Here is a 1,313-nt window from a genome sequence, read left to right on the forward strand (position 1 = left end):
TAGTCCCTGCACAGGCAGATTTAAGCATCGCCAAAGGCTTAGCCTCAGGCAGTGCCACACCAAACGTAGGCGATACCTTAGTGTTCGAGTTGGTAATCACCAATGAAGGACCGGACGCAGCTACAGGCGTAGCGATAGAAGATGTATTGCCAATAGGTTACACCTTAGGTACAGTAAACAATGCAGGCGTAGCCTCAGGCAACACCGCGACATGGACGGGACTAAGCGTACCATCAAACGGCAGCATTACAGTAACCTATGAAGCCACGGTAAATGCTCCAACAGGTGCAGCGGAGGAGTACTTGAACGTTACCCAGATCACGGCTAGCGACCAGTTCGATCCCGACAGTGACCCGACGACTGACAATACGGTAGACGAAGATAATGCCGATGGCGACAACGACCCAACTACAGGCGGTGACGATGACGATGAAGATACATTCAACATCGTACCACAAACATCAGATCTATCTATAGACAAAACTGTAGTGGATAACAACGGCGCACCAGTAAACGTAGGCGATGTACTGACGTTCAGCATTGCAATAAGCAACGCGGGCACAACAGCAGCTACAGGAGTAAGTCTTGATGATGTATTGCCAATAGGTTACAGTTTAGTAGGCGGTAGTATAGATAACGGCGGCGTATTCAATGCAGGCGATACCACCATTACATGGGATGGCTTAAGTGTACCATTAGCAGGAACTACGGTAAGCTACCAAGTTACGGTAAACGCCCCAACGGGAACAGCGGGAGAATATAGAAACGTTGCGGAGATTACGGCAAGCGATCAGTTCGACCCGAACAGTACTCCAGACAATGACGATGGGGACCAGAGTGAGGACGATGAAGATGCCGAAGAAGTGACCCCAGCCCAGGCAGACCTTGTATTAACAAAGGGAATAGCAGCTACAAGCAGTGCTACACCAAATGTAGGAGATACGGTAACCTTTGAGGTAACTATAACCAACAACGGACCGGACGAGGCGACCAATGTAAGCGCAAGCGATGTGGTACCATCAGGTTATAGTGGTATTACCAATATAGACAATGGCGGCGTAGCCACAGGCAACCAAATCGATTGGACTGTAGCCAGTATCGCAAACGGCACATCAATCACCTTAAGTTATGAGGTAACTGTTAATGCGCCAACGGGAGCATCAGGCGAGTATACGAATGCAGCCGAAGTCACAGGAAGCGATCAGTACGATCCAACCAGTACACCGGATAACGACGATGGCGACCAGAGTGAGGACGATGAGGACAACTTTACTATTACCCCACAAACGGCCGACCTAAGCATCAGCAAAGCG

Annotated in this window: 1 protein-coding gene; it reads left to right on the forward strand. The window is 49.6% G+C overall.

All coding sequences use genetic code 11. The annotated features are described in order from the left end of the window. Window positions 1–1,313, forward strand: a 1,313-nt coding sequence (locus tag PK35_RS16945) for a DUF11 domain-containing protein (protein WP_044627772.1), incomplete at both ends; no start/stop codon positions are given.

This window comes from Neotamlana nanhaiensis (assembly GCF_000943555.1).
GTDB classification, from domain to species: domain Bacteria; phylum Bacteroidota; class Bacteroidia; order Flavobacteriales; family Flavobacteriaceae; genus Neotamlana; species Neotamlana nanhaiensis.